Below are 13,512 nucleotides of genomic sequence, written 5' to 3'. Positions count from 1 at the left end.
CCTGTCTCGGTCAGTCGCGGGGGAGGTCGGGCAGTTTGACGTCAAGGACATCGCCGGGCTGCAGATCCGTCTCCATGGTCACGGTCAGCTCGGAGGAGGCGCCCGCGACACGACGATGGATCACGAGAAGGGGTTCGGCGTCAGAGATGCCGTCCTTGGCGGTTGAGACCTGTCCGACCGCCAGCAGATGCCCGTCGATGATGTCGAGTTCGGCCTGCAGCGCCGCGTGGTCCTGCAGCGCCTTGCGGTATTCCTCCAGCACCTTGATCCGGGCCTCGGCATCCGCCGCCGCGGTGTCCTGACGGATGCGCTCGATATCCTGACGGGCGCGGGCGGCGAAGGCGAAATTCTCCAGCAGATCGCGGGAAATCCGCGATTCCTCGCGCTGCAGGTCGGTCAGCCGCGGCAGGGGCACCAGACCCTTGTCCACCATCACGCGCGTGCTTTCGACCTCCTTATGCTGCAGGTCGCGCTCTTTCTTCTGCAGTTCCGATTGCTGGGTCAGCACGTCGAGTTCCAGCTGCACCAGGGTCACCGCGGTTTCCGCATAGGCGCGCCGCGACTGGCGCTGCACATCAAGGGCCCCGAGCAGATCTTGGTCAACCGAGGCGAAATCTCCGGCGTCCGGCGCTTTCGCCGCCGGCCGGTCAAGGCCCGCCTGCGAGGGCCGGGGCGGCACATCCTGCGCCGGCGCGGCAGGGGGTTGCACCGGGCCGGGCTGCCCCTGCGGCGAGAGGGCGTAGGGGGCGAGTTGCGCTTTCAGCCGGGCGATCTCGCTGTCGCTTTGCGTCAGGCTCTGCTCGGTCGCCTGACGCCGGGCCAGCAATTCCATCACCTGTCCGACATCGGCGGTCTTGTCACCCGGCACCAGGGAAAGCCCCCCGGCGGCGATAATCGCCTGACGCACTGTCAGGCCCGGCTGAAATGGCGCCTCGCCACTGGTCCGCACCGCGCCGCCGACATAGACCGGGCGATAGGTGGAAACCTCGACCAGAACCACGGGCGACAGCACGATATCGCGCGCCACCAGCGCCGTTTCGATCCGGCGCTGAATCTCGTCCACATCGGCGCCGGCCACGTCGATCCCGCCCAGAAGCGGCAGGCGGATGCGGCCATCGGCATCGACCTTGGCGTCGCGCGTCATCTCGGGCGCCCCGGAGACCGAGACATAAAGCACATCGCCCCGCTCCACGGGCGTTCCGGCGAAGGCACGGAGCGACGCCTGGCTGAAGCCCGAAAAGGTCCACAAGACCAGGGCCGAAACGCCAATCCGTTTTAAAATCCTGTGAGAAGCCACGCAATTCACACTTGGCTGAAACATTCCAAACCGACCTGACACTCGCGGGACCGGTGCGGACCCGCGCCGCACGGTCCGCAGAAGTCTACGTCAGCCGGGGAAACGGCCGAAGATGGCTATCGGGTGTAAGGATCCGGGGCCGCTACGCCCTTCGGACGAACGCGGCGCAGAATAGGCGCCGGATGGTGGCACCCCCCGCCGAACGGAGGGATGGACCCGATCGGGTGGGCAGGGTCAAATCGGGCGTTCAGCGGCAGCGCCGCTACGCACGCCGCTTGCACCCGCTGGCCGTGCCAGACCGCGCGCCGGTAGCCTTGGAGAGATGAGCCATGCGCAAAGTCATGCGCCAATCCGGTGCAGCCCCGGCGGTCGCGGTCCTGTCGGGGTTTGGCCTGTCGCGGTCTGGCCTTTCGCGGTCTGGCCTTTCGCGGTCTGGCGTGATCGGTCGCCCGAGATGATCGCAAGGGCCATTCCGGCGCGCCAACCCGGGCTGCGCATCAGCTGGCGCAGGTTCGAATGGTGGGGCTCCGCGCTCGCGCTGTTCCTGACCTCGGGCGCGGTCTTTCCCTTGCTGCTGATGGTGCAGAATGGTGAGCTGGGCGATGCCGAGCGGTCCAAACTGCAATTGCTGCAGCTTCCGGTCTATCTGGTGACCTTCGCGCTGATGGCGCGCTTCCCCGGACAGCTTCTGCTTGCGATGCGGCGCACCCTTCCGATCGTGCTGCTGGTCGCGCTGGCCTTCAGCTCGACCCTGTGGTCGATCGAGCCCAAGATCACGCTGCGCCGGGATATCGGGCTCTTGATGGGGATCCTGCTGGCCTACCTTTTTGCCATCCGCTTCACGCCGCGGCAGTTTCTGGCGCTGGTTTCCATGGTCGTCGGTGTCAGCCTGTTTCTGAGCCTGGTCCTGATGGTCGCGCGCCCTTCCATGGCCTTCATGCCGGACGGCACCGGTCTGCGCGGAATCTACACCCACAAGAATGTTCTGGGCTGGGCGGCCTGCGTCGGGGTGATCCTCGCATTCGGCCTGATGAAAGAGGCCGGAAAGCTGCTCTGCCGGCGCGGGATGGTCATGCTGGCGATGAGCCTTGCCTGTCTGATACAGGCCGGCTCCGCGACGAGCATCTTCTCGGTGGTGATCGGTGTGCTGCTTTTTGGCTTTTACGCCCTGTTGCAGCGCACGTCGGGCGTGTCGCGCGCCGTGCTGATCCTGCTGGTGCTGGAACTGACGGTGGTGCTGTTGCTGTCGCTCGACCTGTTTCTGGTGCCGCTGCTGGAATCGCTGGGCAAGGATGCCACGCTGACCGGCCGGGTGCCGCTCTGGGCGCTGGTCGATATCCGGATCCGCGAACGGCCCTGGCTTGGCTATGGCTATCAGGCCTTCTGGTCGCCGGGCAAACAGCAGGCGCTGTGGGTCGCCGGTATCCTGCAATGGCAGCCGCCGCATTCCCACAACGGCTACCGCGACACGCTGTTGAACTTCGGTGTGGTGGGCCTGGGCCTTTTCGCGATGGCGATCGTTCAGGCGATCCGTAACGGCGCCGTGCTGCACTGCGCCGATCCGCGCGGCGGCTGGGCCTGGATGAACGTGATGGTCGGCGTCATGCTGACGCTCAACCTGACCGAAAGCAATTTCCTGACGCAGAACGATCCCTGGTGGCTGATGCTGATGACCATCATCGCAAGTTTCGCCCTGCGCCGGACGGCGCCGGCCCCGGAAGGCGGGGCCGGCAGCGCAGTCAGGAGCGGGAATAGACGTCCTCGTAGCGGATGATGTCATCCTCGCCGAGGTAGGAACCAGTCTGCACCTCGATCAGCACCATGGGCAGCTTGCCGGGGTTTTCCATCCGGTGCACGGCGCCGAGCGGGATATAGACCGACTGGTTCTCGGTCAGCAGGGTCACCTTGTCATCCACCGTGACGCGGGCGGTGCCTTCGACCACGGTCCAGTGTTCGGACCTGTGATGGTGCGATTGCAGGCTTAGCGCGGCGCCGGGTTGGACCACGATGCGCTTGACCTGGAAGCGCGGGCCTTTCACCAGCGATTCAAACCAGCCCCAGGGCCGGTGATCCTTGGGAAACTGCGTCGCCTGAACCGCCCCTTGCGCCTTCAGTGCGGCCACAACCTTGCCGACATCCTGCGCGCGGCTGGCATCGGCCACCAAAACGGCGTCGGGCATAGCCACGGCGATGATGTTCTTCAGGCCGAGGCCCACCAGCTGCACCGAAGGATCCTCCGATCGCAGCAGCGTGGCCTCGCAGTCGATGGCATTGGCGGCGCCAAAGACCGCCACCCCGCGCGCATCGTGATGCGTCTCGCGCCAGACGGCATCCCAGCAGCCCAGGTCCGACCAGCCGCCCTCGAAGGGGACGACGGCGAGGTTGGTCGCATGCTCCATGATGGCAAAGTCGATCGAGATATCCGGCGCGCCGGCCCAGGCCTGCGGGTCGATCCGCACGAAATCGAAGTCGGTGCGCGCCGCCTTCACCGCCGCGGTCACCGGGGCGATCAGCTCCGGGGCATGGGCCTGGAAGGCCGCGATCACCGCCTCGACCGACATCAGGAAGATGCCGGTGTTCCACAGGAAGCGGGTGTCCGCCGCCATTCGTGCCGCGTTGACCGCGTTGGGCTTTTCCACGAACCGCGCGATGTCGCGGACGCCGGGCCCGAACTCCTCGGCCACCGGGCCCTGTTCGATATAGCCAAAACCGGTTTCGACCCGGGTCGGGCGCACGCCAAAGGTGACGAGCCGCCCCGCCTGAGCCGCCTTGCGCCCCGTCTCCACCGCCGCGCGGAAAATGGCGCTGTCAGGGATCAGGTGATCGGAGGGCGCCACCAGCATCAACGCCTCGGGCGTGGTGCGCTGCAGGTACAGCGCCGCCGCCAGAACCGCTGGCGCGGTGTTGCGCGCTTGCGGCTCGATCAGGATGGCGGAGGGGTCGATGCCGATATCGGCCAGCTGCTCGGCCACGATGAAGCGGAAATCGGAATGCGTGATGATCAGGGGCGCGGTGAACCCGGCCCCGGACAGCCGTTTGGATGAGGCCTGAAACAGCGTATCCTCGCCCACCAGCGGCACGAACTGCTTGGGATAGCTCTTGCGCGACAGGGGCCACAGCCGGGTGCCGGAGCCGCCGCACAGCACGACCGGCGTGATCAGCGTGGGCGCGACGCTCCGGTGCGACGTGCCGGACCCTGCGGCGGCCGGAGCACCGGCGTCACGCAGATCGGCACCCTGTCCGGCGGGCTCTTCGGCGGGAGTTTTCAGAGGCGTGCGGATTTCGGTATTCATGGCAGTGCAATCTCCTGAACCAAGAAGGGCGCCTTCCGACACCTGGCCTTCCGCGCGTCACGCCTCTTGCGCGTCACGTCGCGCGCGGCCTTCGGAAACGGCCCGTTTGCAAACACCACCATCGGCGGCGATTGGCCCTTTCAAGTAAAGTCCGCCGATCGGCGCATGGCGTGGCGGCGGCAGGTGTCTGACACCTCCAATCGGATAAAAAGGTTAAGAAAGTGGTAACCAATGGAGGAAACCCCTCCGCTGTGGTGCTGCTGCATTGGTATCCGGCACCACCCTTCTATCAGGTTCCCCGAAGTCCTGCCGGACCGTAGCTTTCTTTACAGAGTGTGTGTGTGACGGGGAGTGGGTGATGCAGACGGATAACCCGGGTTTGGGGGGCGAAAGGTCGCCGATTCTCGCGCTGCAGGACGGCGAAACCCTGCGGTCGCATCCGGTTACCAATGTTCTTGGCGTTTCGGTCTCGGCGCTTGATCTGACATCGGCGGTGCAGTTGGTGGCGAGCGCCGTGGCCAGTGGCGCCCGGGGGTATGTCTGCGTCTGCGGCGCGCATGGCGTGATCGAATGCCAGAGTGACCCCGAGCTGCGCCGCATCCACAACCGGGCCATGGCCGTCACCCCGGACGGCATGCCGCTGGTCTGGGCCTTGCATGGCGACGGGCACAAATCGGCCGGGCGGGTCTATGGGCCGGACCTGATGCAGGCGGTCTTCGCGCGGGGCCTGCGGACCGGGATGCGGCATTTCCTGTACGGGACCACGCCGAAGAACCTGCTTGAACTCGAACTCCGGCTCCGCCGGATGTTCCCGAACACTGATATCGTGGGCGCCTTCGCTCCGCCGTTTCGCCCGCTGACGGCGTCGGAGGAGGAATATGTCTGCGACCTGATCAACGCCTCGCAGGCGGATGTCGTCTGGGTCGGCTTGAGCACCCCCAAGCAGGAGAAATGGATGGCGCGGATGCGCCCCAGGCTTGACGCGCCGGTACTCCTTGGGGTCGGCGCGGCGTTCGACTTCATCGGCGGCAACAAGGCCGGTGCGCCGAAGGTGCTGCAAAGGGCGGGGCTGGAATGGGCCTTCCGCCTTGTGACCGAGCCGCGCCGGCTGTGGCGCCGCTATGCCCGCGTGGTCCCGAGCTATCTGGCGTTGCGGTTGCTGCAGAAGACCGGGCTGAAGCGGTTCCCGATCGCCTTCGTGCCCGCCGAGGACGCGGCTCTTTCCATCGCTCCCGGGCAAGAGCGCCAGATGGACATTTCCAAGACGGGGTAACCCGCTTCAACCAGAGATGAGGAAGCCTTGAATGACAATGCGATTTGAGACGGCCGTTCCGGCAGATCACCCGCCGCATTTGTGGCAAACCGCCCCGCATGGCCAGCCGGAAGGCGCCGGGTCTTGCGCGATGGGGGGGAGGACCGGGGCATGATGCTCGCAAATCCCGAATTGCCGCAGCGCGCCGAGGGGCTGCACACCGCCGCGCTGAACGCCGCTTCCCCGACCAAATCGACCGCGGCCGGCACCGAGCGTCATCTGGGGCTTCATCTCGGGTCAAAAGTCCGCAGGACGCTCTGCAGCGGTGTCATGGCCCTTGCGGACGCAGCGGGCTTGGCCCTTGGCATAGTGGTGGCTACGGCCACCGGCGCGGCGGCGGGAATGGTGCCGGGTCTGGTCATGATCGGGGCGGCCATGCTGGTCGTGAACTGGCTTTACGGCCTTTACCCCGCCGACCGGCTGCACGCGCAGGAAATCCTGCGGCGCAGGGCCCTGATCACGGCGCTGGCCCTTGCGCTGACCCTTGCTCTTGGCGCGGCGGTCCATGACAGCTGGACGGCAACGCTGGCGGCTGGCGCAGCCCTGCTGATCGCAGTGGCGCTGCAGACGCCCCTGCGGATGGTGGCCCGCGCCGCCCTGCACCGCACCGGTCTTTGGGGCACGCGCACCGACTTCTTCAGCACCCCGGAAATGACCCGCAAGCTGGAGACCCGCTTCGCCACCCATTGGCACTATGGCCTGATCCCGGGGTCCGGCCGCGGCGAGATTGCCGCCACGAGCTATTTTCCCGATCCGCACCAGACCGCGCAGCTGCGCCAACGCTATGGCGAGGTGATCGTTCTGGCCGACCTGCCGGAGATGCGGGTCTCGGGCCTCAACCCGGCCGATCTTGGCGGCGCCATCGGCCTGTCGCTCGGCAAATCGGGCCAAGGCGCCGCGCTGAAACGTGCGATCGACCTTGCCATCGCCCTGCCCGCGCTGATTGTGGCCGCGCCCTTCGTGCTCATCGCATCCGCGGCGATCTGGATCGTCGATCCCGGCCCGGTCCATTATGTGCAAGAGCGCGAGGGTTACCGCGGAAGCAAACTGCGTGTCTTCAAGCTGCGCACCATGTACCGCGATGCCGAAAGCCGGCTGCAGGAGCTTTTGCGCGTCGATCCCGAAGCCAATGCCGAATGGCAGGCGCATTTCAAACTGCGCAACGACCCCCGCGTCCTGCCGGGGATCGGGCGGTTCCTGCGCGTCTCCAGCATCGACGAACTGCCGCAGCTGCTCAACGTCCTCTCCGGTCAGATGAGCATCGTCGGCCCGCGCCCCTTCCCCGAATACCACCTGGCCGCCATGCCGGTCGAGTTTCGCGCGAAACGCCGTTCGGTCGTGCCGGGGATCACCGGTCTCTGGCAGATCAGCGCGCGCAGCGATGCCGACATCGCCCAGCAACAGCAGCTTGATGAGCACTACATCGACAACCAATCGGTCTGGCTCGATCTGCAGATCGTCCTGGGCACCTTCGCAGCATTGGTCGGACGCAAGGGGGCCTACTGATTTCTGCGGGATTTAGCGTTTCAGAGAAAATCAACAAGGAGGATTCTACTTTGGATAGGACCAAGACAATTCTGGTCACCGGTGGCGCCGGGTTTCTCGGGTCGCACCTCTGCGAGCGGCTGATCGACGCCGGACATGATGTCATCTGCCTCGACAATTTTCACACCGGCAGCCGCGGCAACATCATGCATCTGCTGGACAATCGCCGCTTCGAGCTGTTGCGCCACGACGTGACCGTGCCGCTCTGCGCCGAGATCGACGAGATCTACAACCTCGCCTGCCCGGCCTCGCCGATCCACTATCAGATCGACCCGGTCCAGACCGTGCGCACCAATGTCCATGGCGCGATCAACGTGCTGGATCTGGCGATGCGCGCGCGTGCCAAGGTCTTTCAGGCCTCCACTAGCGAGGTCTACGGCGATCCGGCGGTGCATCCCCAGGTCGAGGGCTATTTCGGCAACGTCAACCCGATCGGCCCGCGCGCCTGCTACGACGAGGGCAAGCGCTGCGCCGAGACGCTGTTCTTCGATTACCACCGGCAGTACAAGGTCAACATCCGGGTGGCGCGCATCTTCAACACCTATGGTCCGCGGATGCGGCCCGATGACGGGCGCGTGGTGTCGAACTTCATCGTGCAGGCGCTGCGCAACGAGCCGATCACGATCTATGGCAGCGGCAACCAGACACGGTCGTTCTGCTATGTCGATGACCTTGTCCGCGGCTTCATCAGCCTGATGAACGCGCCTGACTCGGTGCCGCTGCCGGTCAACCTGGGCAACCCGACCGAGTTCACGATGCACCAGCTGGCGCGCCTGGTGCTGGAGATCACCGGCTCGCGGTCGATGCTGGTGCACCGGCCCCTGCCGCAGGACGATCCTACCCAGCGCAAGCCGGACATCTCGCGCGCCAAGGAACATCTTGGATGGAGCCCCACGGTACAGCTGCGTGAAGGTCTGACGCGCACGATCGCCTATTTCGAGTCGCACTTGTCCGACACGCCGAGTGTTCAGCCGCCGCTCAAAAAGCGCTACCAGACCCTCACGCCCAACCCTGTGCCTCCGGCAAACGGCCGCATCAATGGCTCCGCCCTGCACGGCCCCGGGGCATGAAACTCCTCGTCTTTGCACATCGGCTGGAGTTGGGTGGAACCCAGGTGAATGCCATCGAGCTTGCCGCACATCTGCGCGACAAGCATGGGTTTGACATCATCTTTCACGCCTCCGAAGGTCCGGCGCTGGATCTGTTGAAGGGCAAGGGGCTGCGCTTTGCCAAGGCGCCTGATGTCAGATTGCATCCTTCCTGGGCCCGCATGCGGGCGCTGCGGGATCTGGTGCGCAAAGAGCAGCCGGAGCTGATCCACGCCTGGGACTGGTGGCAGGGGCTGGAGGCCTATTGCGCGGCTCATCTGACGATGCGGACGCCGCTGGTGATCACGGACATGATGATGAACCTTACGCGGTCCATGCCGCGTGAGGTGCCAACCACTTTCGGCTTTGCCAACCTGAAAGCCGAAGCGGACCGGAAGGGCTGGCGCAAGACCTGTGTGCTGGTGCCCCCGGTGGATATTCAGGCGAATGCGCCGGGTTGCGCAGACGGAAGGGCCTTTCGACGCGGCCACGGGGCAAAGGATACCGACATCGTTCTGGTCTCGGTATCGCGGCTGTCAGAATTCATGAAGGCTGACGGGCTGATCCGCGCCATCGCCGTGGTCCGCGATCTGGGTCGGCAATTGCCGCTGAAGTTGCTGATTGTGGGCGACGGTGCTGCGCGTCCGAAGTTGCAGCGCCTTGCAGAGGACACCAATCGCCATCTCCAACGCGACGCCGTCGTCTTGACCGGCGCCAAGACCGACCCTCGTCCGGCCTACGACGCCGCAGATGTGGTCTTGGGAATGGGAGGTTCCGCGCTGCGCGGCATGGCGTTTGGCAAGCCGGTGGTGGTGCTGGGCGAGCGTGGCTTTGCCAAGCTGTTCACACCACAGTGCTCTGAAGGGTTCCGGATGACGGGCATGTTCGGGATCGGGGATGGCGGCGACGACAACCGCAACCTGGCAACCCCAGTCATCAGCCTTGCCAAGGATGCAGCGCTGCGGGTTCAGCTTGGGCAATTTGGCCGGGACTTTGTTATGCGCCACCACGGGCTCGAACCCGTGGGCGATGTGCTGGCAGAGTTCTGCCAAGAGGCCGTGGCCGAGCATCCCGCGTTCCGCTCTGAAGCGATAGATGCGCTGCGGACCGCCTATTTTTATCTGCGCGAACGCAGATTCCGCGTCGCCTCGCGCGATGCTTTGCCTGTCCGATGACAGGCCGTGAACCCTGCCGCCGGGCAGGTCCGGATTTGGGCAGCCCGCTCGTGTCGCCCCCTCTTCTTTCAAAGGTACTTTTACCATGATCCGCAGATCGTTCGCACTCGCCTTTGCTGACAAGGTCGCAGGCGTGGCGATGACCTTGGCGACGATGGCCATCGTGTCGCGCATCCTGACGCCGGCAGAAGTCGGCCTGTTCCTGTTGTCCAGCACCGTCGTGATCCTGATCGAGGCCTTCCGCGATTTCGGCATCGGCACCTTCCTGATCCAGGAGAAGGATCTGAACACCGGAGTCGTGTGCACTGCGGTGACCATCATGACCCTGATGTCGCTGGGCCTCGGCCTTGGTGTGCTGGCCGCCTCCGATGTTCTGGCGCGCTACTATGGGAACGCCGATCTCGGCGGGCTGATCCGGGTCGCAGCCCTGGCCTTCATGGTGGCGCCGATCAGCAATCCGCTGCTGGCTCTGATGCGGCGCGACATGGCGTTTGGCAAGGTCACCCTGATCGGCATGGCGACCGGTCTGGTCAATGCGGTGACCACGATCGGGCTGGCGCTGGCGGGGTTCGGACCCTTCAGCTTCGTCTGGGGCTCGGTTTGCGCGGCCGGGGTCATGGCGGTTGGCGCGCTGATCTGCCGTCCCGAGTGGTGGATCTTTCGCCCCACCCTGCGGCATTGGCGCCAGATCCTGCCCTTTGGCGCATGGTCGACCGTCGTCACGCTGCTCGGCATGTTGTTCGAGGCCTTCCCGCGGCTGATCCTCGGGCGGGTGCTGGGCTTTGGCGAGATCGGGCTGTTCTCGCGCGCCATCTCGCTGAACCAGCTGCCGGACCGGCTGGTGCTGAGCGCGGTGCAGCCGGTGCTGTTGCCGGCGCTGTCGGCCCATGCGCGCAACTCGGGCACGTTGAAGGGGCCGTTTCTGACCGGGCTGTCCTATGTCTCGGGTCTGCAATGGCCCGCGCTGGCGATGATCGCGATTCTGGCCGATCCGATCGTGCGGCTGCTTTTGGGTCCGCAATGGCTGGCCGTCATCCCCCTGGTCCGGATCGTGGCGCTGGCCAATTTCTTCCTGTTCCCGATCTACCTGTGCTATCCGGTCCTCGTCTCGCTGGGCCGGGTCCGCGACATGGCGCTGGCGATGTCGCTGGCGCTGCCGCCCTGTTTCGCAATCACGCTCTGGGCGTCACACCACGGGCTTTATGCGATGGGGCTCAGCATGTTCCTGACCGGGCCGATCCAGGTTCTGGTCCCGCTCTGGTTCGTCCGGCGCCAGGTGCCCTTTGCCATGAGCGAGTTTGCCGCCATTCTGCTCAAGAGCGGCGCGGTCACGGCGGCGACCGTGGCGCTGCCGATGGCGATCATTGCCGCCCTCGGCTCGTGGCAGCAGATGCCGATCGACATGGTGGTTCTGGCGATCGCTGGCGCTGCGGCCGGATGGGCCGCGGGCGTGATCCTGGTGCCGCATCCATTACGCCGCGAGTTGGGCGTGATCGGGACCTTCGTGTTCAGGGCCGCCTGAGGCGGCCCTGAGAGGATCAAACATGCGATCAATGCCATGCGAGCCTGTGCGAAACGCGTTCCGCCACCCGTGTCACGCCTTGGCGTCCGGGGTTTCTTCCGGCCATCCGGTCATCTGGTTCAGCAGGAAAGCGGCCTGGGTGCGGTTCGTCGCTTTCAGTTTCTTGAAGATCTGGCGGACATGCACCTTGACCGTGCTTTCGCGCAGGCTGAGCTCGTAGGCGATCGTCTTGTTGGCCGCCCCTCTGCGCAAGACCTGCGCCACGGTAAGCTGCCGTGTCGTGAACTGGTCCAGCACCGACGTGTCGCCCGTGCCGAGCGAGGGGACCACATTGCGCAAGGCGAACACGCTCTTGCGCGACAGGAAGATGCCCCCGACCATCGCAAGGCTCGCCGCCTCCTCGATATGGGCAAAGCGGATGCAGGGCGGAATGTACCCGATCGCACCGCATTCCAGCGCGGCAATGACCGAGTCCACATCGTCGCTGGCGCCGAGGATGATCACGGGAACCGACTTGGCCTCCGCCACCAGTTTCCTTGCCTCGTTCTTGACATTTTCATCCGTCAGCGATTGCGAGCCGATGCTGTTGAGGATGATCTGGTTCGTACTCGTACCCGCATCATTCTCGCGCCATTCGGCCACCGATTCATACCCTACCACCCGCGATCCAGGACATTGGTGCTGCAGGCAAAGGACGAAGGACTCGCGTTCACGCGGCCTTTTGTCAATCACCACAAAAAGGTCGAAAACCGGGGGTTTTGCCGAGGGCTGCACCGATTGCTTTCTAAGCCCGGCAATAGACGAAAGGGCCCGGGCGCCTGTGTCCATACCTCGTTGCGCAAACACATACTTACCCTTAAGCGACTCGCCATTTATTGCGCCGCGTTCCATATTACCACCTCCACATCGAACAATAATGCACACACCGATCAAGCTTCTCGGGAAGTCCCACCCTCCCAAAATCAAGTGGCGCTCAGACGTGATCAGCTCCACCAAAAGGCGTAAGCCAGTCCGCAAGATGGTGGAGCGGACCATAATGCTCCCAGCGATAGTTGGTCCAAGAGATATAATGTCTGAGCGTATATACATATAAAGCAGATAAAACCGTAATTTGTCAATTGCGCCATGCCTTTGCACCGGCAGAAAACCGATTGAAGACGCGCAATGCCATATCTTTGCGCGGGTCGGCCCAGGCCTTGTGCGCAATTAAATCGGGGCGAACCGCCGGAGGCATTTTTCATTTCCTGGCCTTATTTGACAAGGGAGGGAAATGCTGACCCTTTCAGGATTCTTGGTTAACTTTCAACCAGCTGAGATGCACTCTTCACAGGTCGGCGCGCAGGATATCGCGCCAGAAATGGGTTTTCCGCGCGCGCTGCCTGCATTTCGCGATTGCAGAAACCCGGCTCAATGCAGCGGTCAGACGCCGCAAACCGCGCGGATCGAGAGGCGGTGGCGCAGGGCAAATTTCTTATTCCAGCTTCGCCAATGAGCAACCCTGGATTGAGCAATTGCTTCCATTAACAACGACAGGGGGCGATTATTGCAATACTATTGCCTGAGCTTCCAATGAAGTTACACTTTGGATGATTCGGACCCAAGCCTTCGTCAATTGCTCCGCGAGATTTCATCAGAAAGTGACCAAATGGCTACGCCCTCCATCATCCTGATCGGCCTCAGTGGCAACACGTTGGAGATCCTGGAGGCCGTTCAGGCCGACCATAAGGTGGTGGCGATCCTGTCTGATGACCCCCGGCATGGCCCCAGTTTCGAGGGTATTCCGATCGCTCCGCTGGCGCAGGCGAAGTCCCTTGGGGCGGATTCCTACCTGTTCCTGATCGGGTCGGAGAAGTCCTTCCTGCGGCGCCAGCAGATGATCGACACCCTGCAGATTCCCGAACATCAGTACGCCATCATCCGCCATCCGCGGGCCCATGTGTCGGCCTTTGCCAAGCTTGGGGCGGGGTCGGTTCTCTATCCGGGAGTAGTCGTCACCTCGAATGCGACGCTGGGCAATCATGCCATGATCTTGCCCAATTCGGTTATTCACCACGATGTGAAAATCGGCGCCTGCTCGATCATCGGGTCGAACGTGACCATCGCGGGATCGGTCTCCATCGGACGCAGCTGCTACATCGGCAGCGCCAGTTCCATACGCAATGGCATCAGCATCGGCGACGGCGCCCTGATCGGCATGGCCGCGAATGTGGTCAAGGACGTGCCGGCCGGCGCGGTCATGGTGGGCAACCCGGCGCGGCAGATCCGCGACCGGGCCTGAGC

The 13,512-nt window shown here is 64.3% G+C and carries 11 protein-coding genes; 8 read left to right on the top strand and 3 right to left on the bottom strand.

Annotated features, from left to right (window positions below):
• Positions 1-10: 10 nt before the first annotated feature.
• A complete protein-coding gene (locus AC1DVR_RS10055) occupies positions 11-1,192 on the bottom strand; it encodes a polysaccharide biosynthesis/export family protein (RefSeq protein WP_478000425.1) in 1,182 nt (393 codons plus the stop codon).
• Between the two features lie 559 nt (positions 1,193-1,751).
• Between AC1DVR_RS10055 and AC1DVR_RS10050 the strand changes: the two genes are divergently transcribed.
• Positions 1,752-3,071 carry an O-antigen ligase family protein gene (locus AC1DVR_RS10050; RefSeq protein ID WP_478000424.1) on the top strand — a complete coding sequence of 440 codons (1,320 nt, stop codon included), beginning with the start codon at positions 1,752-1,754 and terminating at the stop codon, positions 3,069-3,071.
• Here the strand turns inward: AC1DVR_RS10050 and AC1DVR_RS10045 are convergent.
• Positions 3,037-4,458, bottom strand: a complete 1,422-nt coding sequence (locus AC1DVR_RS10045; RefSeq protein ID WP_478000663.1) for a mannose-1-phosphate guanylyltransferase/mannose-6-phosphate isomerase — start codon at positions 4,456-4,458, stop codon at positions 3,037-3,039. The genes AC1DVR_RS10050 and AC1DVR_RS10045 overlap by 35 nt on opposite strands.
• A 490-nt stretch (positions 4,459-4,948) precedes the next feature.
• Here AC1DVR_RS10045 and AC1DVR_RS10040 point away from each other — a divergent pair, with 490 nt between their 5' ends.
• The 5 genes from AC1DVR_RS10040 (at position 4,949) to AC1DVR_RS10020 (ending at position 11,232) form a co-directional block, all read left to right on the top strand.
• On the top strand, positions 4,949-5,863 hold the full coding sequence (locus tag AC1DVR_RS10040) for a WecB/TagA/CpsF family glycosyltransferase (protein WP_478000423.1): 915 nt from the start codon (positions 4,949-4,951) through the stop codon (positions 5,861-5,863).
• A gap of 150 nt (positions 5,864-6,013) precedes the next feature.
• Positions 6,014-7,408 carry a sugar transferase gene (locus AC1DVR_RS10035; RefSeq protein ID WP_478000422.1) on the top strand — a complete coding sequence of 465 codons (1,395 nt, stop codon included), beginning with the start codon at positions 6,014-6,016 and terminating at the stop codon, positions 7,406-7,408.
• A 50-nt stretch (positions 7,409-7,458) separates the two neighbouring features.
• Positions 7,459-8,517, top strand: coding sequence for a UDP-glucuronic acid decarboxylase family protein (locus AC1DVR_RS10030; protein WP_478000421.1), 1,059 nt, complete (start codon positions 7,459-7,461; stop codon positions 8,515-8,517).
• Positions 8,514-9,710: a glycosyltransferase gene (locus AC1DVR_RS10025; RefSeq protein ID WP_478000420.1), complete on the top strand. Its 1,197-nt coding sequence runs from the start codon at positions 8,514-8,516 to the stop codon at positions 9,708-9,710. Before AC1DVR_RS10030 ends, AC1DVR_RS10025 begins: the two co-directional genes overlap by 4 nt.
• Before the next feature lie 85 nt (positions 9,711-9,795).
• Entirely contained in the window at positions 9,796-11,232 is a 1,437-nt protein-coding gene (locus AC1DVR_RS10020; protein ID WP_478000419.1) for an oligosaccharide flippase family protein, read from the top strand.
• Positions 11,233-11,304: 72 nt separating this feature from the next.
• Here AC1DVR_RS10020 and AC1DVR_RS10015 read toward each other — a convergent pair whose 3' ends face one another.
• Positions 11,305-11,892 (bottom strand): LuxR C-terminal-related transcriptional regulator, encoded by a 588-nt coding sequence (locus tag AC1DVR_RS10015; protein WP_478000418.1) that lies wholly within the window; start codon positions 11,890-11,892, stop codon positions 11,305-11,307.
• Positions 11,893-12,502: 610 nt separating this feature from the next.
• On the opposite strand from AC1DVR_RS10015, the gene AC1DVR_RS10010 reads away from it, so the two are divergent.
• Positions 12,503-12,724 (top strand): hypothetical protein, encoded by a 222-nt coding sequence (locus tag AC1DVR_RS10010; protein ID WP_478000417.1) that lies wholly within the window; start codon positions 12,503-12,505, stop codon positions 12,722-12,724.
• A 153-nt stretch (positions 12,725-12,877) separates the two neighbouring features.
• A complete protein-coding gene (locus tag AC1DVR_RS10005; protein WP_478000416.1) occupies positions 12,878-13,510 on the top strand; it encodes an LbetaH domain-containing protein in 633 nt (210 codons plus the stop codon).
• Positions 13,511-13,512 lie beyond the last annotated feature (2 nt).

The organism is Rhodobacter sp. P2_H5 (assembly GCF_056403335.1).
Note: the sequence above shows the minus strand (reverse complement) of the source record. Positions and strands in the feature narration are given on the sequence as shown.